The sequence below is a fragment of the Nocardioides mangrovi genome (assembly GCF_020073815.1).
Classification (GTDB): Bacteria; Actinomycetota; Actinomycetes; order Propionibacteriales; family Nocardioidaceae; genus Nocardioides; species Nocardioides mangrovi.
Genome location: NZ_JAIQZJ010000009.1, coordinates 50870 through 69298, shown reverse-complemented (window position 1 = coordinate 69298; position 18429 = coordinate 50870). Strand labels below are relative to the sequence as shown.

The 18429-nt window shown below is 68.4% G+C and carries 31 protein-coding genes; 2 read left to right on the top strand and 29 right to left on the bottom strand.

Features of this window, described 5'->3' with window-relative positions; genetic code table 11:
• Nucleotides 1-2 precede the first annotated feature (2 nt).
• Together K8U61_RS15890 and K8U61_RS15885 are read left to right on the top strand one after the other, a co-directional pair.
• Nucleotides 3-350 (top strand): GntR family transcriptional regulator, encoded by a 348-nt coding sequence (locus tag K8U61_RS15890; protein ID WP_224124017.1) that lies wholly within the window; start codon nucleotides 3-5, stop codon nucleotides 348-350.
• Entirely contained in the window at nucleotides 347-1240 is an 894-nt protein-coding gene (locus K8U61_RS15885) for a ketopantoate reductase family protein (protein ID WP_224124016.1), read from the top strand. Before K8U61_RS15890 ends, K8U61_RS15885 begins: the two co-directional genes overlap by 4 nt.
• Before the next feature lie 52 nt (nucleotides 1241-1292).
• Here K8U61_RS15885 and rplQ read toward each other — a convergent pair whose 3' ends face one another.
• From rplQ to rplB, 29 genes are all read right to left on the bottom strand, one after another.
• Nucleotides 1293-1865: a 50S ribosomal protein L17 gene (gene rplQ / locus K8U61_RS15880; RefSeq protein WP_224124015.1), complete on the bottom strand. Its 573-nt coding sequence runs from the start codon at nucleotides 1863-1865 to the stop codon at nucleotides 1293-1295.
• A 260-nt stretch (nucleotides 1866-2125) separates the two neighbouring features.
• Nucleotides 2126-3142 carry a DNA-directed RNA polymerase subunit alpha gene (locus K8U61_RS15875; RefSeq protein WP_224124014.1) on the bottom strand — a complete coding sequence of 339 codons (1017 nt, stop codon included), beginning with the start codon at nucleotides 3140-3142 and terminating at the stop codon, nucleotides 2126-2128.
• A gap of 107 nt (nucleotides 3143-3249) precedes the next feature.
• Nucleotides 3250-3858, bottom strand: a complete 609-nt coding sequence (gene rpsD, locus K8U61_RS15870; protein ID WP_224124013.1) for a 30S ribosomal protein S4 — start codon at nucleotides 3856-3858, stop codon at nucleotides 3250-3252.
• A 32-nt stretch (nucleotides 3859-3890) separates the two neighbouring features.
• A complete protein-coding gene (gene rpsK / locus K8U61_RS15865) occupies nucleotides 3891-4298 on the bottom strand; it encodes a 30S ribosomal protein S11 (RefSeq protein ID WP_028644819.1) in 408 nt (135 codons plus the stop codon).
• A gap of 68 nt (nucleotides 4299-4366) precedes the next feature.
• The gene (gene rpsM / locus K8U61_RS15860; protein ID WP_157341721.1) at nucleotides 4367-4741 is read right to left on the bottom strand and encodes a 30S ribosomal protein S13; all 375 of its coding nucleotides are present in this window, start codon (nucleotides 4739-4741) and stop codon (nucleotides 4367-4369) included.
• Nucleotides 4742-4898: 157 nt separating this feature from the next.
• On the bottom strand, nucleotides 4899-5012 hold the full coding sequence (rpmJ, locus tag K8U61_RS15855; RefSeq protein ID WP_011757308.1) for a 50S ribosomal protein L36: 114 nt from the start codon (nucleotides 5010-5012) through the stop codon (nucleotides 4899-4901).
• 61 nt (nucleotides 5013-5073) lie between these two features.
• Nucleotides 5074-5295, bottom strand: a complete 222-nt coding sequence (gene infA, locus K8U61_RS15850) for a translation initiation factor IF-1 (protein WP_011757309.1) — start codon at nucleotides 5293-5295, stop codon at nucleotides 5074-5076.
• Nucleotides 5296-5555: 260 nt separating this feature from the next.
• Nucleotides 5556-6602 (bottom strand): LLM class flavin-dependent oxidoreductase, encoded by a 1047-nt coding sequence (locus K8U61_RS15845; protein ID WP_224124012.1) that lies wholly within the window; start codon nucleotides 6600-6602, stop codon nucleotides 5556-5558.
• A gap of 69 nt (nucleotides 6603-6671) precedes the next feature.
• Entirely contained in the window at nucleotides 6672-7670 is a 999-nt protein-coding gene (locus K8U61_RS15840) for a TerC family protein (protein WP_224124011.1), read from the bottom strand.
• Between the two features lie 167 nt (nucleotides 7671-7837).
• The gene (map, locus tag K8U61_RS15835; protein ID WP_224124010.1) at nucleotides 7838-8656 is read right to left on the bottom strand and encodes a type I methionyl aminopeptidase; all 819 of its coding nucleotides are present in this window, start codon (nucleotides 8654-8656) and stop codon (nucleotides 7838-7840) included.
• Between the two features lie 113 nt (nucleotides 8657-8769).
• The gene (locus K8U61_RS15830; RefSeq protein WP_224124009.1) at nucleotides 8770-9345 is read right to left on the bottom strand and encodes an adenylate kinase; all 576 of its coding nucleotides are present in this window, start codon (nucleotides 9343-9345) and stop codon (nucleotides 8770-8772) included.
• 4 nt (nucleotides 9346-9349) lie between these two features.
• Nucleotides 9350-10654, bottom strand: coding sequence for a preprotein translocase subunit SecY (secY, locus tag K8U61_RS15825; RefSeq protein ID WP_224124008.1), 1305 nt, complete (start codon nucleotides 10652-10654; stop codon nucleotides 9350-9352).
• 166 nt (nucleotides 10655-10820) lie between these two features.
• Nucleotides 10821-11261 (bottom strand): 50S ribosomal protein L15, encoded by a 441-nt coding sequence (gene rplO / locus K8U61_RS15820; protein WP_224124007.1) that lies wholly within the window; start codon nucleotides 11259-11261, stop codon nucleotides 10821-10823.
• Nucleotide 11262: 1 nt separating this feature from the next.
• Nucleotides 11263-11445, bottom strand: a complete 183-nt coding sequence (gene rpmD / locus K8U61_RS15815) for a 50S ribosomal protein L30 (RefSeq protein WP_028636394.1) — start codon at nucleotides 11443-11445, stop codon at nucleotides 11263-11265.
• A complete protein-coding gene (gene rpsE / locus K8U61_RS15810; RefSeq protein WP_224124006.1) occupies nucleotides 11445-12062 on the bottom strand; it encodes a 30S ribosomal protein S5 in 618 nt (205 codons plus the stop codon). Before rpsE ends, rpmD begins: the two co-directional genes overlap by 1 nt.
• A gap of 34 nt (nucleotides 12063-12096) precedes the next feature.
• A complete protein-coding gene (rplR, locus tag K8U61_RS15805; RefSeq protein WP_224124005.1) occupies nucleotides 12097-12480 on the bottom strand; it encodes a 50S ribosomal protein L18 in 384 nt (127 codons plus the stop codon).
• A gap of 2 nt (nucleotides 12481-12482) precedes the next feature.
• Nucleotides 12483-13022 (bottom strand): 50S ribosomal protein L6, encoded by a 540-nt coding sequence (gene rplF / locus K8U61_RS15800; RefSeq protein ID WP_224124004.1) that lies wholly within the window; start codon nucleotides 13020-13022, stop codon nucleotides 12483-12485.
• Nucleotides 13023-13051: 29 nt separating this feature from the next.
• The gene (rpsH, locus tag K8U61_RS15795; RefSeq protein ID WP_224124003.1) at nucleotides 13052-13459 is read right to left on the bottom strand and encodes a 30S ribosomal protein S8; all 408 of its coding nucleotides are present in this window, start codon (nucleotides 13457-13459) and stop codon (nucleotides 13052-13054) included.
• Nucleotides 13460-13530: 71 nt separating this feature from the next.
• Entirely contained in the window at nucleotides 13531-13716 is a 186-nt protein-coding gene (locus K8U61_RS15790; protein ID WP_011757321.1) for a type Z 30S ribosomal protein S14, read from the bottom strand.
• 1 nt (nucleotide 13717) lies between these two features.
• Nucleotides 13718-14296, bottom strand: coding sequence for a 50S ribosomal protein L5 (gene rplE, locus K8U61_RS15785; protein WP_224124002.1), 579 nt, complete (start codon nucleotides 14294-14296; stop codon nucleotides 13718-13720).
• On the bottom strand, nucleotides 14296-14658 hold the full coding sequence (gene rplX, locus K8U61_RS15780; protein ID WP_224124001.1) for a 50S ribosomal protein L24: 363 nt from the start codon (nucleotides 14656-14658) through the stop codon (nucleotides 14296-14298). Before rplX ends, rplE begins: the two co-directional genes overlap by 1 nt.
• A gap of 3 nt (nucleotides 14659-14661) precedes the next feature.
• Nucleotides 14662-15030, bottom strand: coding sequence for a 50S ribosomal protein L14 (gene rplN, locus K8U61_RS15775; RefSeq protein ID WP_011757324.1), 369 nt, complete (start codon nucleotides 15028-15030; stop codon nucleotides 14662-14664).
• A 68-nt stretch (nucleotides 15031-15098) separates the two neighbouring features.
• The gene (gene rpsQ / locus K8U61_RS15770; protein ID WP_224124000.1) at nucleotides 15099-15368 is read right to left on the bottom strand and encodes a 30S ribosomal protein S17; all 270 of its coding nucleotides are present in this window, start codon (nucleotides 15366-15368) and stop codon (nucleotides 15099-15101) included.
• A complete protein-coding gene (gene rpmC / locus K8U61_RS15765) occupies nucleotides 15365-15610 on the bottom strand; it encodes a 50S ribosomal protein L29 (RefSeq protein ID WP_443680304.1) in 246 nt (81 codons plus the stop codon). Before rpmC ends, rpsQ begins: the two co-directional genes overlap by 4 nt.
• A complete protein-coding gene (gene rplP / locus K8U61_RS15760) occupies nucleotides 15607-16026 on the bottom strand; it encodes a 50S ribosomal protein L16 (protein WP_224123999.1) in 420 nt (139 codons plus the stop codon). The genes rpmC and rplP overlap by 4 nt, the downstream gene beginning before the upstream one ends.
• A gap of 5 nt (nucleotides 16027-16031) precedes the next feature.
• Complete coding sequence (gene rpsC, locus K8U61_RS15755; RefSeq protein WP_224123998.1) at nucleotides 16032-16868, bottom strand: 30S ribosomal protein S3; 837 nt, start codon at nucleotides 16866-16868, stop codon at nucleotides 16032-16034.
• On the bottom strand, nucleotides 16868-17293 hold the full coding sequence (rplV, locus tag K8U61_RS15750) for a 50S ribosomal protein L22 (protein WP_224123997.1): 426 nt from the start codon (nucleotides 17291-17293) through the stop codon (nucleotides 16868-16870). The genes rpsC and rplV overlap by 1 nt, the downstream gene beginning before the upstream one ends.
• Nucleotides 17290-17571 carry a 30S ribosomal protein S19 gene (gene rpsS / locus K8U61_RS15745; RefSeq protein ID WP_224123996.1) on the bottom strand — a complete coding sequence of 94 codons (282 nt, stop codon included), beginning with the start codon at nucleotides 17569-17571 and terminating at the stop codon, nucleotides 17290-17292. The genes rplV and rpsS overlap by 4 nt, the downstream gene beginning before the upstream one ends.
• Nucleotides 17572-17576: 5 nt before the next feature.
• On the bottom strand, nucleotides 17577-18413 hold the full coding sequence (gene rplB / locus K8U61_RS15740; protein WP_224123995.1) for a 50S ribosomal protein L2: 837 nt from the start codon (nucleotides 18411-18413) through the stop codon (nucleotides 17577-17579).
• Nucleotides 18414-18429 lie beyond the last annotated feature (16 nt).

Genomic DNA, 18429 nt, shown 5'->3' with positions numbered 1-18429 from the left:
GCATGGAGGTGTTCCCCCTCGACGCGACCTCGGACATCCCGCCGTACGAGCAGCTGCGGGCGCAGGTGGCCGCACGGGCGGCGTCCGGCGACCTGCCGACGGGCACCCGGCTGCCCACCGTCCGCGCGCTCGCGGCCGACCTGGGCCTGGCCCCCAACACCGTCGCGAAGGCCTACCGGGCGCTCGAGGAGGCCGGCGTGGTCGTCACCGAGGGGCGGCGCGGCACCCGCGTGTCCGGCGCGAGCTCCGGCGCCCGCGACGCGGCGGCCGCGTTCGTCGCGACCGCGCACCGGCTGGACCTCACCCTCCCCGAGGCGCTCCGGCTCGTCGAGGAGTCGTGGCCCCGGTGAGGTACGTCGTCTACGGCGCCGGTGCCGTCGGCGGCGTCATCGGCGCCCACCTGCACCTCGTCGGCCTGCCGACCACGTTGGTCGCGCGCGGCGCGCACCTCGACCGGGTCCGCGCCGACGGTCTCGTCCTCGACACCGACGACGGCCGCCGTGCGGTCGCCGTCCCGGCCGCCGCCGGCGCCGCGGACGTCGCGTGGACCGACGACACCGTCGTGCTGCTGACCGTGAAGTCCCACCAGACCGACGCGGCACTCGACGACCTCGTCGCCCACGCCCCGCCCGGCGCCGTCGTCGTGGTCGCCCAGAACGGCGTCGCCAACGAGGCCGCGGTGCTGCGCCGCTTCGCCCGCACGTACGCCGTCTGCGTCATGCTCCCCGCGCTGCACCTCGAGCCGGGTGTGGTCGTGCAGAAGTGCTGGCCGACCCCGGGCATCCTCGACGTCGGGCGCTTCCCGAGCGGCTCCGACGACGTCGCCGACCGGGTCGCGGCCGACCTGCGCACCGCCGGCTTCGAGTCCGTCGCGCGGCCCGACATCATGGCGTGGAAGCACCGCAAGCTCCTAGTCAACGCCGTCGGCGACGTGTCCACGCTGCTGCCCACCGGCCCGGAGGCCGACCAGCTCGCGGCGGCGGTGCTCGCCGAGGGCGAGGCCGCGCTGGCCGCCGCCGGCATCCCGGTCGTCACGGCCGAGCAGGACGACGTCCGCCGCGGCGACGTGCTGCGCCCCCGCGTCGACATCGCCGACTTCCGTGGCAACTCGCTCGCCCAGAGCATCACCCGCGGGCTGCCCACCGAGATCGACTACCGGGTCGGCGAGATCGTGCTGCTCGGCCGGCTGCACGGCGTTGCGACGCCCGCCTCCGAGCGCGTCCTCCGCGAGCTGAAATGACACCGACCCGCCAGAGCGTGCTCTGACGGGTCGGTGCGCGAGGCGATCAGGCTCAGGCCTTCTCGTCCTCCTCGGTGCTCTCCTCGGCGGCAGCCTCGGGGGCCTCGGTCTCCTCGACCGCGGTCTCCTCGGCGACCGTCTCCTCGGTGGCGGTCTCCTCGACCGGAGCCTCCTCGGCGACGGTCTCCTCGGCCGGAGCCTCCTCGACCGGGGCCGGCGCCGGGGCGGCGGCCTTCGTGGCCTTCGAGGCGGCGGGCTTCGGGCTGTAGGGCTCGGTCACGAGCTCGATGACCGCCATCGGCGCGTTGTCACCCTTGCGGGGGCCGACCTTGGTGATGCGGGTGTAGCCGCCCGGACGCTCCGCGAAGCGCGGCGCGATCTCGGTGAACAGCTCGTGCACGACCGACTTGTCGCGGATGGTCTTGAGGACCTCGCGACGGTTGTGCAGGTCGCCCTTCTTCGCCTTGGTGATCAGCTTCTCCGCGACCGGGCGCAGCGTGCGCGCCTTGGCCTCGGTGGTGGTGATCCGACCGTGCTCGAACAGCTGGGTGGCCAGGTTCGAGAGGATCAGGCGCTGGTGGGCCGGGCTGCCGCCGAGGCGGGCACCCTTGGTGGGCTTGGGCATGTGTCTCTCTTTTCTCTCCGGCCGTACGAGGTACCGGGGTAGACGACCGGCAGGCTGCCGGATCGATTTTCAGGTGTGGTGCTGCTGAGGTGACCGCAACCCAGGTTTCGGTCCGCCAGACGCCGACGGACCTCCACCCCAGGTTTCGGTCCGCCAGACGCCGACGGACCTCCACCCGAAGCTACGTCAACCGCGGCTCGGGTCCGCCGCCGCGAAGCGGCATCGGGCGAAGCCCGATTGCGGATCCCGAGCAATCCAACTCAGTACTGCTCGTCCTCGACGAAGGCGTCGTCGTCGTCGTCGCCGTACGCCGCGAGGGCGGCGTGCGGGTCGAAGCCGGGCGCGCTGTCCTTGAGGGACAGGCCCATCTCGACCAGCTTGGCCTTGACCTCGTCGATCGACTTCGCGCCGAAGTTGCGGATGTCGAGGAGGTCCTGCTCCGAGCGGCTGATGAGCTCACCCACGGTGTGGATGCCCTCGCGCTTGAGGCAGTTGTAGGAGCGGACGGTGAGCTGCAGGTCCTCGACCGGGAGGGCGAGGTCCGCAGCCAGCTGCTCGTCGACGGGCGACGGGCCGATGTCGATGCCCTCGGCCTCGACGTTCAGCTCGCGGGCCAGGCCGAAGAGCTCGACCAGCGTCTTGCCGGCCGAGGCGATCGCGTCGCGGGGACGGATCGACGGCTTGGTCTCGACGTCGATGACGAGCTTGTCGAAGTCGGTGCGCTGCTCGACACGGGTGGCCTCGACCTTGTAGGTCACCTTGAGGACCGGGCTGTAGATCGAGTCGACCGGGATCCGGCCGATCTCGTTGTCGGCGCCCTTGTTGAGGACCGACGAGACGTAGCCGCGGCCGCGCTCGACGACCAGCTCCATCTCCAGCTTGCCCTTGTCGGACAGGGTGGCGATCTTCAGGTCCGGGTTGTGCACCTCGACACCGGCCGGCGGCGCGATGTCGGCGGCGGTGACGTCACCGGCGCCCGACTTGCGGAGGTACATGGTGACCGGCTCGTCGTGCTCCGAGGAGACGACCAGGCCCTTGAGGTTGAGGATGACCTCGGTGACGTCCTCCTTGACCCCCTCGATGGTCGAGAACTCGTGGAGGACGCTGTCGACCTTGATGCTCGTGATCGAGGCACCGGGGATCGAGCTGAGCAGCGTACGACGCAGCGAGTTGCCGAGCGTGTAGCCGAAGCCGGGCTCCAGCGGCTCGATGACGAACCGCGACCGGAACTCGTCGACGGTCTCTTCCGACAGGGTGGGGCGCTGTGCGATGAGCACTTGTTCTTTCCTTTCCGGGCCCACCCGCTATTTGACGGGCCCGAATGTGCTGGGTGACGGAAGGTGGGTGGTGGGTGCCCCGCCCGGAGGCGGGACACCCGCCGGTGTCACTTCTTCGAGTAGTACTCGACGATGAGCTGCTCCTGGACCGGGATGTCGATCTGGGCCCGGACCGGGACCTGGTGGACGAGGACGCGCATCCGCGACGGGATGGCCTCGAGCCAGGCGGGGACGACGCGCTCGCCGTGGGTCTCACGGGCGACGATGAACGGGGTCGTCTCGAGCGACTTCTCGCGGACGTCGATGACGTCGTGGGCCGACACCTGGAACGACGGGATGTCGACCTTCTTGCCGTTGACCTTGAAGTGGCCGTGGACGACCAGCTGGCGGGCGTGGCGGCGGGTGCGGGCGAAGCCGGCACGGTAGACCACGTTGTCGAGGCGGCACTCCAGGAGCTGGAGCAGGTTGTCGCCGGTCTTGCCGGAGCGACGCGAGGCCTCGACGTAGTAGTTGTGGAACTGACGCTCCATCACGCCGTAGGTGAAGCGGGCCTTCTGCTTCTCCTGCAGCTGCGAGCGGTACTCGCTCTCCTTGATGCGCGCACGGCCGTGCTGGCCGGGCGGGTAGGGACGCTTCTCGAACGCAGCGTCACCGCCGACGAGGTCGACGCCGAGACGGCGCGACTTCCGGGTCATGGGACCGGTGTAACGGGCCATTTTCTACAAGTCTCCTGTTCTCGGTCGCTGGGTCAGACGCGGCGACGCTTGGGCGGGCGGCAGCCGTTGTGCGGCGTGGGCGTGACGTCCTGGATGGTGCCGACCTCGAGGCCGATGGCACCCAGGGAGCGGATCGCGGTCTCGCGGCCCGAGCCCGGGCCCTTCACGAAGACGTCGATCTTCTTCATGCCGTGCTCCATCGCCCGGCGGCCGGCGGCCTCCGCGGCCATCTGCGCAGCGAACGGGGTGGACTTGCGGGAGCCCTTGAAGCCGACGGTGCCGGCCGAGGCCCACGAGATCACCGCACCGGTCGGGTCGGTGATCGTGACGATCGTGTTGTTGAACGTGCTCTTGATGTGGGCCTCGCCCACGGCGACGTTCTTCTTCTCCTTGCGGCGCACCTTCTTGGCGCCAGCCGCGGTGCGGCTCTTGGGAGGCATGCAGTAACTCCTGAGGTATCTGGTCTGAAAGCTCTGAGTGTGACGAGGATCAGCGCGTCAGCGCTGGATCACTTCGCCTTCTTCTTGCCGGCAACCGTGCGCTTCGGACCCTTGCGGGTGCGGGCGTTGGTCTTGGTGCGCTGACCGCGGACCGGGAGGCCCTGGCGGTGACGGCGACCCTGGTAGCTGCCGATCTCGATCTTGCGACGGATGTCGGCCTGGACCTCGCGACGGAGGTCACCCTCGATCTTGAAGTTGGCTTCGATCTCATCGCGGAGCTTGACCAGCTCCTCGTCACCCAGCTGGTGGACGCGCAGGTCGGGGTTGACCCCGGTGGCGGCCAGGAGCTGCTGGGCGCGGGTACGGCCGATGCCGTAGATGTAGGTGAGTGCGACCTCGATGCGCTTGTCGCGCGGGAGGTCCACACCAACGAGGCGTGCCATGTGGCTTGTCCTTCTGGTTCGTTCGCAGCGGTTTCGGTCGTGTCGCATCCCCGGCCTCGTGAGGTGGGCTCCGGCCTGCTGCTCCGGAGGTGGTTCGCCCCGTCGTACGACGTGGCTAAGCGATCACGTTGTGGTGTTCTTCAGTTGTTGCTGCTGCTCAACCCTGGCGCTGCTTGTGGCGCGGGTTCTCGCAGATCACCATGACGCGGCCGTGGCGACGGATCACCTTGCACTTGTCACAGATGGGCTTGACGCTGGGCTTGACCTTCATCAGGTCTGTTCCTTCGCTACTCGGCTGGCTGTCGTATCGAACGGTGAGCTCGCGAGCTCGCTCACTTGTAGCGGTAGACGATCCGACCTCGGGTGAGGTCGTACGGCGAGAGCTCGACCACCACGCGGTCCTCGGGGAGGATCCGGATGTAGTGCTGTCGCATCTTGCCGCTGATGTGGGCGAGAACCTTGTGGCCGTTGCTGAGCTCCACGCGGAACATCGCGTTGGGAAGGGCCTCCACGACGGTGCCCTCGATCTCGATCACGCCTTCTTTCTTCGGCATGTCCTCCACAATCTGTTGATCGTTTGTCTACCGTGACCCGGGAACCGCCCGCCCCGGGTTTGGGGCGGTGGACCTCGTAGAGCCGCTCGGTGGACCTCATTTCCCGCGCACGTGAGCGAGCCACTCGAGAGTGATTCATCCCGTGCTCGGGCAGCCGCGAGGCACCACGGAGCAGACCCACGTTGGGCCGACACGCCAGTCTAGTCGGAAACGGCGCGGAAACACGAATTGCCCGGAGCCGCCCTCCGGTGACCGCCCGATCAGGGCGCCAGCAGGCGCAGGGTCTCCTCGCGGGCGGGGCTGCGGCCCGCCTCGGTGCCGGTCCAGGCACCCGCGACCGGGTGGACCATCACCTCGTCGACGTCGTACGTCGCCGCCAGCTCCTCGAGCCGGGCACGGGCGCTCGCCGGGTCGCCGATCACCCAGCGCTGCGCCATCGCGTCCATGAGGTCGAGGTGCGCCTGCGGGAGCTCGACCTTCTCGGCCTCCTCGACCAGCCGCTGGGGCTGGAGGTCGCCGCCCGTGCGCAGGGCGAGCATGGCCTGGAGCTGCGGCAGCGCCAGCCGGCGCGCCTCCTCGGTGGTCTCGGCGACCACGACGTTCACGGTCAGGAAGGTCCGCGGCGCGTCCTGCTCGGGCGAGGGCCGGAAGGCCTGCCGGTAGAGCGCGAGCGCCTCGGCGGTGCCGTTGCCGGAGAAGTGGTGGGCGAACACGTAGGGCATGCCCTTCTCCGCGGCCAGCCGGGCGGAGTACTCGGAGGAGCCGAGCAGCCAGATGGTCGGCACCGACTCGGCCTGCGGCGTCGCCCGCAGCGGGTAGGTCCGGCCCTGGATCCCCAGGCCGACGCCCTCGGGCGACATCATCGCGAGCACGTTGTCGACGTACTCGGGGAAGTGGGTGACGGCCTCGTCGCTCACGCCACCGGCGCCGTGGCGCAGGGCGTACGACGTGACCGGGTCGCTGCCCGGGGCCCGGCCGATGCCGAGGTCGATCCGTCCGGGGAACGCGGCCTCGAGCAGCGCGAACTGCTCGGCGACCACGAGCGGGGCGTGGTTGGGCAGCATCACCCCGCCGGAGCCGACCCGGATCCGCTCGGTCGCCCCGGCCACGAGGCCGATGAGCACCGGCGGGTTGGTGGCCGCGACGGCCGGCATGTTGTGGTGCTCGGCGAGCCAGTAGCGGGTGTACCCGCGCTCGTCGGCGGTGCGGGCCAGGGCGAGCGTCGCGGCCACCGCGTCCGGCGTCGCCTGGTCGGTGCGCACCGGCACCAGGTCGAGCACGGACAGGGACAGCTCGCGATCACTCACCCCGGGTCAACGGCCCGGACGCCGGCGACTATTCCGAGCCGTGGACGGTCGGTCTCGAGACGCCGGCGCTCAGATCGTGCGTTCCTCGATCTCGTCGTCGGTCATCCGCCGCGACGCGACGATGCTCGCGACGCCGGTGACGACGAGGGTCACGATGATGACGGCGAGGCTGAGCAGGGACGAGATGTCGGGGACGGACACGTGGTCGCCGCCGTTGATGAAGGGCACCTCGTTCTCGTGGAGCGCGTGCAGCACCAGCTTCACCCCGATGAAGGCGAGGATGAACGCCAGTCCCAGCGAGAGGTAGACCAGCCGCTTGAGCAGCCCACCGAGCAGGAAGTAGAGCTGCCGCAGACCCATCAGCGCGAAGACGTTGGCGGTGAAGACCAGGTAGGGCTCCTGGGTGATGCCGAAGATCGCCGGGATCGAGTCGAGCGCGAAGAGCAGGTCGGTGGTGCCGAGCGCGATGATCACGATCAGCATCGGCGAGACGAAGCGGGCGCCGTTCTGGCGGTACCAGAGCTTGAGGCCGTGGTACTCCTCGCCGACGTTGAGGTGGCTCTGCGCGAACTTCACCACCCGGTTCTCCTCCGGGTGCTCGTCCTCGTGGGCCCGGTAGCTCTTCACCAGCGTGTACGCCGTGTACACGAGGAACGCGCCGAAGAGGTAGAAGACCCAGCTGAAGTTGTTGATCAGCTGGTAGCCCAGCGCGATGAAGATGCCGCGGAAGACGAGCGCCAGGATGATGCCCACCATGAGGGCCTCCTGCTGGTACTCCCGGGGGACCCGCAGCGCCGCCATCAGGATGATGAAGACGAAGAGGTTGTCGATCGACAGGGAGTACTCCGTCAGCCAGCCCGTGTAGAACTGGATGCCCATGTCGTGGCCGTGGTCGAACCAGATCCACGCGCCGAAGAGGACGGCGGCGCCGATGTAGACGGTCAGCGCGACCGCGCACTCCTTGAACGACGGTTCGTGCGGGTGGCGGGCGATGACGATGACGTCGAAGAGCAGCACGGCACAGGTGACGGCGATCGTGACTGCCCATTCCAGGGTGGAGATCTCCACGGGCTTCAGCTCCTTGCGAGGGGGGACGGCGGACCGTCAGAGGTCTCTTCCGCCACCGTGACGCGAGGTACGGCGACCCACGGGACCGGAGCGCCCGGAGGCGCACGTGCTGACGAGCCCGCGGCGAAGGAGTACTCCCCTCTGCGGTGCCCATCCTGTCACATGGGTCAGCGTCCCCCGAAGGCGACGCCGAGCGCGGTCAGCTGCTCCTCGCCGCCGTCGACCGCGGTGAGCACCCAGTGACCGGTGGGGGTCACGGTGAAGGTGTGCTCGAAGTGGGCGGCCCGGCTGCCGTCGGTGGTGATCACCGTCCAGTCGTCGTCGAGCACGTCGGTGTCCTTGGTGCCGAGGGTGATCATCGGCTCGACCGCGAGCGCGAGGCCCTCGACGATCCGCGGGCCCTTGCCGGGCTTGCCGTAGTTGGGGACGTCCGGCGGCTGGTGCATCGCCGAGCCGATGCCGTGCCCGGTGTAGTCCTCGACGATGCCGTAGCGGCCCTGCCCGCGGACGTGCTGCTCGACGGCGTACGAGATGTCGGTGACCCGGCCGCCGATGCGGGCGGCGGCGATGCCACGCCACATCGCCTCCTCGGTGACCCGCATCAGCTCGGTCAGCTCGCCGGGCACGGCGCCGACGGCGACGGTGATCGCGGCGTCGCCGTGCCACCCGTCGACGATCGCGCCGCAGTCGATCGAGACGAGGTCACCGTCTGCGAGCACCCGGCCGCCGGGGATCCCGTGGACGACCTCGTCGTTGACCGACGCGCAGATCGAGGCGGGGAAGCCCTGGTAGCCCAGGAACGACGGGGTCGCGCCCGACGAGCGGATGCTGTCCTCGGCGATCGCGTCGAGCTCACCGGTCGAGATGCCGGCACGCACGCTGCCGCGCAGCAGCTCGAGGGTGCGGCCGACCACCAGGCCGGCCTTCCGCATCCCGTCGATCTGTGCGGGCGTCTTGATCTCGACGCCGCGGTCGAGAAATCCCATCAGGTCCCCTGGACCGTCAGGGCGTGCGATGCCAAGGCGGAGGAGCGAAGGCGGCCTTCAAGCGGAGCGGGCCGTCGAGCGACGACAACGAAGGCAGCGTGCGTCATGACGGTTCAGGACTCGGGTGTCTGATCCAGGGCTTCGAAGATGCGGGAGGTGACGTCGGAGACCTCGCCCATGCCGTCGATCTCGACGACGATGCCGCGCTGCTTGTAGACCTCGATCAGCGGCTCGGTCTGCTCGAGGTAGACCTCCTGCCGCCGCCGGATGACGTCCTCGGTGTCGTCGGCGCGACCCTCGACCTGGGCACGCTGCAGCAGCCGGCCCACGATCTCGTCCTGGTCGACGGTGAGGCAGACGACGGCGTCGAGGCGGTGACCGGTGAAGTTGATCATCCCGTCGAGCTCCTCGACCTGCGCGAGGGTGCGCGGGTAGCCGTCGAGGAGGAAGCCGGAGACCGCGTCGGGCTCGTCGATGCGGTTGCGGACCATGAGGTTGGTGACCTCGTCGGGGACGTACTCCCCCGCATCCATGTAGCGCTTGGCCTCGAGGCCCAGCGGCGTGCCCTCGGAGACGTTGGCCCGGAAGATGTCGCCGGTCGAGATCGCGGGGATCTTGAAGTGCTCGGCGATGAACTTGGCCTGAGTGCCCTTACCGGCGCCGGGCGGGCCCATGATGATCAGACGCATCGGATTACCGCAGGAACCCTTCGTAGTTGCGCTGCTGCAGCTGGCTCTCGATCTGCTTCACGGTGTCGAGCGCGACACCGACCATGATCAGGATGCTGGTGCCACCGAACGGGAAGTTCTGGTTGGCGCCGATGACCGCGAACGCGATGAGTGGGATGAGCGCGATGAGGCCGAGGTAGAGCGCACCGGGCAGCGTGATGCGGGACAGGACGTAGGAGAGGTACTCCTCGGTCGGCTTGCCCGCCCGGATCCCGGGGATGAAGCCGCCGTACTTCTTCATGTTGTCGGCCACCTCTTGCGGGTTGAAGGTGATCGAGACGTAGAAGTAGGTGAAGAAGACGATCAGGAGGAAGAACAGGAGCATGTAGAGCGGGTGGTCGCCGCGCACGAGGTGCTCGTTGATCCAGGTGAGCACGGTCGAGCTGGAGTTCTGGTTGAACTGCACGATCATCGCCGGCAGGTAGAGCAGCGACGACGCGAAGATCACCGGGATGACACCGGCCTGGTTGACCTTCAGCGGGATGTACGTCGAGCTGCCGCCGAACATCTTGCGACCGACCATGCGGCGCGCGTACTGGACCGGGATCCGGCGCTGGGCCTGCTCGACGAAGATGACCGCGGCCACGACGACCAGGCCGATGACCAGGATGATGCCGAGGACCCACCAGCCCTTCGACTGCTGGACTGTCCACAGCGAGGACGGGAAGCCGGAGACGACCTGGGTGAAGATCAGCAGCGACATGCCGTTGCCGATGCCGCGCTCGGTGATGAGCTCGCCGAGCCACATGATCACCGCGGTGCCGGCGGTCATCACGACCACCATGGTCAAGAAGGTCTCGGTGCCGTTGCTGTGGAGCAGGCTCTGGTCACAGCCCTGCAGCAGGTTGCCCGAGCGGGCGAGCGCGACGATGCCGGTCGCCTGGAGCACGGCCAGGCCCAGCGTGAGGTAGCGGGTGTACTGGGTGATCTTGGTCTGCCCGGACTGGCCCTCCTTCTTGAGGGCCTCCAGGCGCGGGATCACGACGACGAGGAGCTGCAGGATGATGCTCGCGGTGATGTACGGCATGATGCCGAGCGCGAAGATGGTCAGCTGCAGGAGTGCGCCGCCGGAGAAGAGGTTGACCAGGTTGTAGAGCCCGGCGCTGTCGCCTTCCTTGGCGATGTCCACACAGGCCCGGACGTTGCCGACGTCCACACCGGGGGTCGGGATCTGCGATCCGAGCCGGAAGATCGTGATGATCAGCAGGACGAACAGCAGCTTCCGCCGCAGGTCCGGGGTCCGGAAAGCGTTCGCGAACGCGCTCAGCACGAGATCCTCTTTCTCCAAGCGTGAAGCGGCCCTCGCGATGGACTCGCAAGGACCCGGGGAAGCCTAACAGGCCGCACACAGCCCCCCGAATGCGCGTCAGGCGCGGATCCTCCTGTCAGGGACAGGACGATCCGCGCCCTCAGCACTGGTACGTGATGGAAACGACTCACACCAGGGTGGTGGTTCCGCCCGCGGCCTCGATCTTCTCCTTCGCCGAGCCGGAGAACGCGTTGGCGCTCACCTGGACGGCGACGGACAGGTCACCCTGGCCGAGGACCTTGACCGGGTGGCCGTCGCGGACGGCACCCTTCTTGACGAGGTCGTCGACCGTGATGGCGCCGCCCTCGGGGAACAGGTCGTTGATGCGGTCCAGGTTCACGACCTGGAACTCCACCTTGAACGGGTTCTTGAAGCCCTTGAGCTTCGGGAGCCGCATGTGGATCGGCATCTGGCCACCCTCGAAGGCGGCCGGGACCTGGTAGCGAGCCTTGGTGCCCTTGGTACCGCGGCCCGCGGTCTTGCCCTTGGAGCCCTCACCGCGACCCACGCGGGTCTTTGCGGTCTTGGCACCGGGGGCCGGACGCAGGTGGTGAAGCTTGAGCGTCATGTCAGTCGACCTCCTCGACCGTCACGAGGTGACGGACGGTCTGGACCATGCCCCGGATCTCCGGACGGTCCTCCTTGACGACCACGTCGCCGATCCGCTTGAGACCGAGCGTGCGCAGCGTCTCGCGCTGGTTCTTCTTGAGGCCGACGAGGCCCCGGTCCTGGCGGACCTTGAGCTGCGCCATCAGGAAGACACCTCCTGCGAGACACCGGCCGGCACCTCGACACGGGCCTTGAGGAGGGCCGCCGGGGCGACCTCCTCGACCGGGAGGCCACGACGCGCGGCAACCGCCTCGGGCTGCTCGAGCATCTTGAGCGCCTCGACCGTCGCGTGGACGATGTTGATCTGGTTGGACGACCCGAGCGACTTGCTCAGGATGTCGTGGATACCGGCGCACTCGAGCACGGCGCGCACCGGACCACCGGCGATGACACCGGTACCGGGCGCAGCCGGGCGCAGCATGACGACGCCGGCGGCCTTCTCACCCTGGACCGGGTGAGGGATCGTGCCCTGGATGCGGGGGACGCGGAAGAAGTGCTTCTTCGCCTCCTCGACACCCTTGGCGATCGCCGCGGGCACCTCCTTGGCCTTGCCGTAGCCGACACCGACGAGACCTTCACCGTCACCGACGACCACGAGGGCGGTGAAGCTGAAGCGACGACCACCCTTCACGACCTTGGCGACACGGTTGATCGCGACGACGCGCTCGATGTAGGCGGTCTTCTCAGCGCCCTGGCCGCGACGGTCGTCCCGTCCGCCCCGGCGCTCGCCACCGCGCTGTCCGCGCTGGGCTCCGCTCATGAGACTTTCCTCTTCTCTCTGTCTGTCTTCGCGATCAGAAGGTCAGGCCGCCGGCACGGGCGCCATCGGCGAGGGCCGCGATGCGGCCGTGGTACTTGTTGCCGGCGCGGTCGAAGACGACGCCCTCGACACCCGCGGTCTTGGCGCGCTCGGCGACGAGCTCACCGACCTTCTTGGCCTTCGCGGTCTTGTCGCCGTCGAAGCCACGCAGGTCCGCCTCCATGGTGGACGCAGACGCGAGGGTCTTGCCCACGAGGTCGTCGACGACCTGGACGGTGATGTGCTTCGAGGAACGGGTGACCACCAGGCGCGGACGCTCGGCGGTGCCGGCGATCTTCTTGCGACCGCGGACCTGACGACGCAGGCGCGACTTGGTGCGCGCAGCGGTGTGCTTGTTGTTCGAAAGCGAGATCGCCATGGTCACTTACCAGCCTTTCCGACCTTGCGGCGGATGTGCTCACCCGCGTAGCGAACGCCCTTGCCCTTGTACGGCTCGGGCTTGCGCAGCTTGCGGATGTTGGCGGCGACCTCACCGACGAGCTGCTTGTCGATGCCCTGGACACCGAGCTTGGTCGGGTTCTCGACCGTGAACGTGATGCCCTCGGGGGCGTTGAACGTGATCGGGTGCGAGTACCCGAGCTGGAACTCCAGCTGGGTCGGGCCCTTCGACAGGACGCGGTAACCGACGCCCACGATCTCGAGCTTCTTCTCGTAGCCCTCGGTGACACCGACGACCATGTTGTTGACCAGCGTGCGGGTCAGGCCGTGGAGCGCCTTGCTCTGGCGCTCGTCGTCAGGACGCTTGACGTCCAGGACGCCCTCGCCCTTCTCGACCGTGATCGGCGCGGCGACAGTGTGGCTCAGGGTGCCCTTCGGGCCCTTGACCGTCACCAGCGCGCCGTCGATCGCGACGTCGACGCCCGACGGGACCGCGACCGGAAGCTTGCCAATGCGCGACATGCTCTTCTACTCCTTCGCGTTTCTCGTCGTCACCAGACGTAGGCGAGGACTTCCCCACCCACGCCCTTCTGGTTGGCCTGGCGGTCGGTCAGCAGGCCCTGGCTCGTCGAGATGATCGCGACGCCCAGGCCGCCGAGCACCTTCGGGAGACCCGTGTGCTTGGCGTAGACCCGGAGACCGGGCTTGCTGATCCGGCGAACGCCCGCGATGGAGCGCTCACGGTTGCGGCCGTACTTGAGCGTGATGGTCAGCGTCTTGCCGACCTCGCCCTCGGCCGGCTCCTTCACGTCGAACGACGTGATGTAGCCCTCCTGCTGGAGGATCTGCGCGACGCCGGCCTTCAGCTTGCTGTAGGGCATCGACACCGCGTCGTGGTACGCCTGGTTGGCGTTGCGCAGACGGGTGAGCATGTCTGCGATCGGGTCAGTCATCGTCATGATGTGGTTCTTTCTCGTCGTGGTTTCGCGCCGGCAGCGGAGGCCTGGGCGACCTTCAACGTGTTAGGTGGTTACCAGGAGGACTTGGTCACGCCGGGGAGCTCGCCGCGGTGGGCCATCTCCCGGAGGCAGATCCGGCACAGGCCGAACTTGCGGTAGACGGCCTTCGGCCGGCCGCAGCGCTGGCAGCGGGTGTAACCGCGCACGGCGAACTTCGGCTTGCGAGCGGCCTTGACCTTCAGGGCGGTCTTCGCCATGTCAGTTCTCCTTGAACGGGAAGCCGAGCTGCTTCAGCAGCGCGCGACCCTGCTCGTCGTTGGTGGCGGTGGTGACGATCGTGATGTCCATGCCGCGGGAGCGGTCGATCCGGTCCTGGTCGATCTCGTGGAACATGACCTGCTCGGTGAGACCGAAGGTGTAGTTGCCCCGGCCGTCGAACTGGTTGGGGTTCAGGCCGCGGAAGTCGCGGATGCGCGGGAGCGCGAGCGACAGCAGGCGGTCGAGGAACTCCCACATCCGGTCGCCGCGCAGCGTGGTGTGCGCACCGATCGGCATGCCCTCACGCAGCTTGAACTGCGCGATCGACTTGCGGGCCTTGGTCACGAGCGGCTTCTGGCCGGTGATCGCGGTGAGGTCCTTGACCGCACCCTCGATCAGCTTCGAGTCGCGCGCGGCCTCGCCGACACCCATGTTGACCACGATCTTGGTCAGGCCGGGAACCTGCATGACGTTGGCGATCTCGAACTCGCTCTTCAGCGCGGGGAGGATCTCCTCGCGGTAGCGGGTCTTCAGACGCGGGGTCACCGCGGCGGAGGCGGTGGTCTGGGTCTCGGTCATCAGATGTCCTTGCCGGTCTTGCGCGAGATGCGGACGCTGCGCGTCGAGGTGTACGTCGAGCCGTCCGGACGCCGCTTGGTGACCTCGTCACGGCGGAAGCCGACGCGGGTGACGCCGTCACCCTCGACGAGCATCACGTTGGAGACGTGGATCGGGGCCTCGGCGGTGATGATGCCGCCGGTGGTGCCGGCGCGACCGCCCTGGTTGACGACCTTGGTGTGCCGCTTGATGCGGTTGACACCCTCGACGATCACCCGCTGCTCCTCACGGAGCACCTTGATGACCTTGCCCTCGGCGCCCTTGTCCTTGCCGGCGATCACCTTGACGGTGTCGCCCTTCTTGATGTTCACGCTCTTGCCCATGAGTCAGAGCACCTCCGGCGCGAGCGAGATGATCTTCATGAACTTCTTCTCGCGCAGCTCGCGGCCCACGGGGCCGAAAATGCGGGTGCCTCGCGGCTCACCGTCGTTCTTGAGGATCACGGCGGCGTTCTCGTCGAAGCGGATGTACGAACCGTCCGGGCGACGACGCTCCTTGACGGTGCGCACGACGACCGCCTTGACGACGTCACCCTTCTTCACGTTGCCGCCGGGGATCGCGTCCTTCACGGTGGCGACGATGACGTCGCCGATCCCGGCGTAGCGACGACCCGAGCCGCCGAGAACACGGATGCAGAGGATCTCCTTCGCACCGGTGTTGTCGGCGACCTTGAGTCGCGACTCCTGCTGAATCATTTCTTCTCCTGGTTGTCGTGCCGGTTCTCATCGCCTCAGCGGGCGGTGAGCCTGGCCGAACGGGTGAATTACTTCGCGCGCTCGAGGATCTCGACGACGCGCCAGCGCTTGGTGGCCGACAGCGGACGGGTCTCCATGATCAGGACCCGGTCGCCGACGCCGCAGTCGTTCTGCTCGTCGTGCGCCTTGAGCTTGCTCGTGCGGCGCATGACCTTGCCGTACAGCGCGTGCTTGACGCGGTCCTCGACGGACACGACCACGGTCTTGTCCATCTTGTCGCTGACGACCAGGCCCTCACGGACCTTGCGGGCGTTCCGCGCAGCGGTCTGCTCGCTCATGCGTCACCATCCTTGTTGCTGTCCTGACCCGGGGCCACGCGGATGCCGAGCTCGCGCTCGCGCACCACGGTGTAGATCCGGGCGATGTCCTTCTTGACCGTACGGAGCCGGCCGTGGCTCTCCAGCTGGCCGGTGGCCGCCTGGAAGCGGAGGTTGAAGAGCTCCTCCTTGGCCTCGCGCAGCTTCGCCTCGAGGTCCACGGCGTTCAGCTCGTCGAGCTCGTGAGCCTTGGTCGCCATCAGAATTCACCTGCCTCACGGGAGACGAAGCGGCACTTCATCGGGAGCTTGTGCATCGCGCGACGCATGGCCTCGCGAGCGATGTCCTCGGAAACACCGGAGAGTTCGAACATGACACGACCCGGCTTGACGTTCGCGACCCACCACTCGGGCGAGCCCTTACCGGAACCCATGCGGGTCTCGGCGGGCTTCTTGGTCAGCGGGCGGTCCGGGTAGATGTTGATCCAGACCTTGCCGCCACGCTTGATGTGACGGGTCATCGCGATACGCGCCGACTCGATCTGGCGGTTGGTCACGTAGTGACCCTCGACCGCCTGGATGCCGAAGTCGCCGAAGGCGAGCTTCGTGCCACCCTTGGCCGCACCGGTCCGCTTGGGGTGGTGCTGCTTGCGGTGCTTGACACGACGGGGCATCAGCATGTCGGTCAGCCCTCCTTCGGGGTCTCGGCCGGGGCAGCAGCCTCGGCGGGGGCCTCGGTGGCCGGGGCCTCGGCGCCGCGGTCGGCGCGCGTCGGGCGGTCACCGCGCGAGCCGCGGCTCGGGCGGTCGCCGCCACGCTCGCCACCACGCTGGGGGCGACCACCGCGACCGGGGACACCGGCGCGGGCGGCGGCCTGGGCCTGACGCTCGGCACGGGTGCCGGCGACCTCGCCCTTGTAGATCCAGACCTTCACGCCGATCCGGCCGAAGGTCGTGCGGGCCTCGTAGAAGCCGTAGTCGATGTCGGCACGCAGGGTGTGCAGCGGCACGCGACCCTCGCGGTAGAACTCGGTGCGCGACATCTCGGCGCCGTTGAGGCGGCCGGAGCACTGGATCCGGATGCCCTTGGCACCGGAGCGCATCGAGGTCTGCATCGCCTTGCGCATGGCGCGGCGGAACTGCACGCGGCCGGAGAGCTGCTCGGCGACACCCTGGGCGACCAGCTGCGCGTCGATCTCGGGGTTCTTGACCTCGAGGATGTTCAGCTGGACCTGCTTGCCGGTGAGCTTCTCGAGCTCGCCGCGGATGCGGTCGGCCTCGGCGCCACGGCGACCGATGACGATGCCCGGACGCGCGGTGTGGATGTCGACGCGGACCCGGTCACGGGTGCGCTCGATCTCCACCTTGGCGATGCCGGCCCGCTCCATGCCCTTGGAGAGCAGCTTGCGGATGGCGACGTCCTCGCCGACGTACGACTTGTAGAGCTTGTCGGCGTACCAACGGCTCTTGTGGTCGGTCGAGATGCCGAGGCGGAAGCCGTTCGGGTTGATCTTCTGACCCATTACTTCTTTCCACCCTTCTTCGGCGCGACGGCGTCGGCCGGCTGCACGACCAGCGTGATGTGGCTCGTGCGCTTGTTGATGCGGGTCGCGCGGCCCTGGGCGCGGGGGCGCCAGCGCTTCATGGTCGGGCCCTCGTCCACCTGGCCGTTGGCGACGACCAGGTCGCCGCGGTCGAGACCCTCGGTGGTCTCGGCGTTGGCGATGGCGCTCTCCAGCACCTTGTAGACGGTCTCGGAGGCGGCCTGCGGCGCGAACTGCAGCAGCGACAGGGCCTCGTCGACGGGGAGACCACGGACCATGTCGACGACACGGCGGGCCTTCATCGGGGTGATCCGCGCGTAGCGGGCGCTCGCGAAGGCGCCCGGCTGGTCACCGAGCAGCGACTCGCGGCGGGCGCTCACGCGCTGGCGGTCGGTGGTGCTCATCGACGGCGTCCCTTCCGGTCTTCCTTGACGTGCCCGCGGTAGGTGCGGGTCGGGGCGAACTCGCCCAGCTTGTGGCCGACCATCGCGTCGGTGACGAACACCGGCACGTGCTTGCGACCGTCGTGGACCGCGATCGTGTGGCCGATCATGTCCGGGACGATCATGGAGCGGCGCGACCAGGTCTTGATGACGTTGTGGGTGCCCTTGTCGTTCTCGGCGTCCACCTTCTTCTGAAGGTGGTCGTCGACGAAGGGGCCCTTCTTCAGGCTGCGAGGCATGTCAGTTACTTCCTACCCTTGCCGGACTTGCGACGGCGGATGATCATCTTGTCGCTGGCCTTGCGCTTGCGCGTCCGGCCCTCGGGCTTGCCCCACGGCGAGACCGGGTGGCGACCACCGGAGGTCTTGCCCTCGCCACCACCGTGCGGGTGGTCGACCGGGTTCATGACCACACCACGGACGGTCGGGCGCTTGCCCTTCCACCGCATGCGGCCGGCCTTGCCCCAGTTGATGTTCGACTGCTCGGCGTTGCCGACCTCGCCCACGGTGGCGCGGCAGCGCACGTCGACGAACCGCATCTCGCCCGAGGGCAGACGCAGCGTGGCGCGCGAGCCCTCACGAGCGACCAGCTGGGCGCTGTTGCCGGCCGAGCGGGCGATCTTCGCGCCGCCGCCCGGACGCAGCTCCACGGCGTGGATCGTCGTACCGACGGGGATGTTGCGCAGCGGCAGGTTGTTGCCGGGCTTGATGTCGGCGTTGGGGCCGGACTCCACCCGCGTGCCCTGCGCCAGGTCCTTCGGCGCGATGATGTAGCGCTTCTCGCCGTCGGCGTAGTGCAGCAGCGCGATGCGCGCGGTGCGGTTGGGGTCGTACTCGATGTGCGCGACCTTCGCCGGGACGCCGTCCTTGTCGTAGCGACGGAAGTCGATGATCCGGTAGGCGCGCTTGTGACCGCCACCCTGGTGCCGGGTGGTGATCCGGCCCTGGTTGTTGCGGCCACCCTTCTTCGGCAGCGGACGCGTCAGGGACTTCTCCGGAGTGGTCCGGGTGATCTCGACGAAGTCGGCGACCGACGAGCCGCGGCGGCCCGGGGTAGTCGGCTTGTACTTACGGATAGCCATGTGTCTTCAGTCCTCG

What these genes read in the sequence shown, in the direction of transcription:
- K8U61_RS15890 (WP_224124017.1), top strand. Translation starts at nt 3, where the DNA reads ATGGAGGTGTTCCCCCTCGACGCGACCTCGGACATCCCGCCGTACGAG.
- rplQ (WP_224124015.1), bottom strand. Translation starts at nt 1,865, where the DNA reads ATGCCCAAGCCCACCAAGGGTGCCCGCCTCGGCGGCAGCCCGGCCCAC.
- rpsD (WP_224124013.1), bottom strand. Translation starts at nt 3,858, where the DNA reads ATGGCCCGTTACACCGGTCCCATGACCCGGAAGTCGCGCCGTCTCGGC.
- rpsK (WP_028644819.1), bottom strand. Translation starts at nt 4,298, where the DNA reads ATGCCTCCCAAGAGCCGCACCGCGGCTGGCGCCAAGAAGGTGCGCCGC.
- rpsM (WP_157341721.1), bottom strand. Translation starts at nt 4,741, where the DNA reads ATGGCACGCCTCGTTGGTGTGGACCTCCCGCGCGACAAGCGCATCGAG.
- rpmJ (WP_011757308.1), bottom strand. Translation starts at nt 5,012, where the DNA reads ATGAAGGTCAAGCCCAGCGTCAAGCCCATCTGTGACAAGTGCAAGGTG.
- infA (WP_011757309.1), bottom strand. Translation starts at nt 5,295, where the DNA reads ATGCCGAAGAAAGAAGGCGTGATCGAGATCGAGGGCACCGTCGTGGAG.
- map (WP_224124010.1), bottom strand. Translation starts at nt 8,656, where the DNA reads ATGGGATTTCTCGACCGCGGCGTCGAGATCAAGACGCCCGCACAGATC.
- K8U61_RS15830 (WP_224124009.1), bottom strand. Translation starts at nt 9,345, where the DNA reads ATGCGTCTGATCATCATGGGCCCGCCCGGCGCCGGTAAGGGCACTCAG.
- rplO (WP_224124007.1), bottom strand. Translation starts at nt 11,261, where the DNA reads ATGACGCTCAAGCTTCACCACCTGCGTCCGGCCCCCGGTGCCAAGACC.
- rpmD (WP_028636394.1), bottom strand. Translation starts at nt 11,445, where the DNA reads ATGGCGCAGCTCAAGGTCCGCCAGGACCGGGGCCTCGTCGGCCTCAAG.
- rpsE (WP_224124006.1), bottom strand. Translation starts at nt 12,062, where the DNA reads ATGAGCGGAGCCCAGCGCGGACAGCGCGGTGGCGAGCGCCGGGGCGGA.
- rplR (WP_224124005.1), bottom strand. Translation starts at nt 12,480, where the DNA reads ATGGCGATCTCGCTTTCGAACAACAAGCACACCGCTGCGCGCACCAAG.
- rplF (WP_224124004.1), bottom strand. Translation starts at nt 13,022, where the DNA reads ATGTCGCGCATTGGCAAGCTTCCGGTCGCGGTCCCGTCGGGCGTCGAC.
- rpsH (WP_224124003.1), bottom strand. Translation starts at nt 13,459, where the DNA reads ATGACGATGACTGACCCGATCGCAGACATGCTCACCCGTCTGCGCAAC.
- K8U61_RS15790 (WP_011757321.1), bottom strand. Translation starts at nt 13,716, where the DNA reads ATGGCGAAGACCGCCCTGAAGGTCAAGGCCGCTCGCAAGCCGAAGTTC.
- rplE (WP_224124002.1), bottom strand. Translation starts at nt 14,296, where the DNA reads ATGACCGAGACCCAGACCACCGCCTCCGCCGCGGTGACCCCGCGTCTG.
- rplX (WP_224124001.1), bottom strand. Translation starts at nt 14,658, where the DNA reads ATGGGCAAGAGCGTGAACATCAAGAAGGGCGACACCGTCAAGGTGATC.
- rplN (WP_011757324.1), bottom strand. Translation starts at nt 15,030, where the DNA reads ATGATTCAGCAGGAGTCGCGACTCAAGGTCGCCGACAACACCGGTGCG.
- rpsQ (WP_224124000.1), bottom strand. Translation starts at nt 15,368, where the DNA reads ATGAGCGAGCAGACCGCTGCGCGGAACGCCCGCAAGGTCCGTGAGGGC.
- rplP (WP_224123999.1), bottom strand. Translation starts at nt 16,026, where the DNA reads ATGCTGATGCCCCGTCGTGTCAAGCACCGCAAGCAGCACCACCCCAAG.
- rpsC (WP_224123998.1), bottom strand. Translation starts at nt 16,868, where the DNA reads ATGGGTCAGAAGATCAACCCGAACGGCTTCCGCCTCGGCATCTCGACC.
- rplV (WP_224123997.1), bottom strand. Translation starts at nt 17,293, where the DNA reads ATGAGCACCACCGACCGCCAGCGCGTGAGCGCCCGCCGCGAGTCGCTG.
- rpsS (WP_224123996.1), bottom strand. Translation starts at nt 17,571, where the DNA reads ATGCCTCGCAGCCTGAAGAAGGGCCCCTTCGTCGACGACCACCTTCAG.
- rplB (WP_224123995.1), bottom strand. Translation starts at nt 18,413, where the DNA reads ATGGCTATCCGTAAGTACAAGCCGACTACCCCGGGCCGCCGCGGCTCG.